General features: G+C 66.0%; 1 protein-coding gene. It reads right to left on the minus strand.

Annotated elements, in window-relative coordinates; all coding sequences use genetic code 11:
• The gene (locus AB0I81_RS64105; protein ID WP_360680745.1) at positions 1 to 1086 is read right to left on the minus strand and encodes an IS630 family transposase; all 1086 of its coding nucleotides are present in this window, start codon (positions 1084 to 1086) and stop codon (positions 1 to 3) included.
• Positions 1087 to 1125 lie beyond the last annotated feature (39 nt).

Consider the following 1125-nt stretch of genomic DNA (forward strand, 5'->3'; position numbering starts at 1 on the left):
CTAGTGTCCTGGTCCAGAAATTCGAGCGCAGTAGCGGCCGATGGCGCTGATGATCTGGTCGGCGTTCTTGGTCCAGGTGAACGGGCGGGCGTTCTCGTTCCAGTACTTGAGCCATTCCTGCAGCGCGGTGGTCAGTTCGTCGAGGGAGCAGAACACGCCGCGATCGAGGCGGCGGCGCTGTAGCTCGGCGAACCATCGCTCGACCTGGTTGATCCATGACGAGTAGGTGGGGGTGAAGTGCAGGTGGACCGCTGGATGTTCGAGGAGCCATTTATGGACCACCGGGGCCTTGTGGGTGGACAGGTTGTCGCAGATCACGTGGATCTCCAACCCCGGCTCGACCTGGCGGAAGATCTCCTCCAGGAAGTCCCGGAAGTCCACCGCGCGATGCTGGGGCGATAACTTGCCGATCACCTTGCCGGTGGCCACATTCAACGCCGCGAACAGGTCGATGGTGCCGTGCCGGTGGTAGTCATGGCTGCGCCGCTCGGGGGTGCCGGGCACCATCGGCAGCACCGGTGCGGACCGCTCGATCGCCTGGATGTGCGGTTTCTCATCGGCCGAGAAGACCACCGCGTGCTCGGGCGGGGACAGGTACAGGCCGACCACATCGCGGATCTTGTCGATCAGCAGCGGATCGGTAGAGATCTTGAACTCCTCCACCAAGTGCGGTTGCAGCCCGAAGGCCTGCCAGATGCGCCGCACGCTGGAGGGTGAGATGCCCACCCGGGCGGCCAGCTCCCGCCGGGACCAGTGGGTCGACCCTTCGGGCACCTCCTCCAGCGTGCGGACCACCACTTCCTCCACCTGGGCATCGGTGAGCGTGCGCGGCGCACCCGGCCGGGGCTCGTCACCGAGCCCGTCCAGCCGGCGATCGAGGAACCGGTTGCGCCACTTGCCCACCGTGTCCCGCGTGATGCCCAGCCGCCCGGCAACCGCGGTGTTGTCCAGGCCCTCGGCACACAACAAGATGATCCGCGATCGATGGGCCAGCACCTGCGCGGTCTTACCGCGACTGGCCCACCCCTGCAGCGTCCGCCGCTCGTCCACACTCAGCACGAGCGGACGTCGTGGTCTGCCCGCCATCCCTCCATTAGATGACGAAACTCAAGACCGGGACACTAG

Origin of the sequence: Nonomuraea sp. NPDC050404, assembly GCF_040655495.1 — a bacterium.
In the GTDB taxonomy this organism is placed as follows: domain Bacteria; phylum Actinomycetota; class Actinomycetes; order Streptosporangiales; family Streptosporangiaceae; genus Nonomuraea.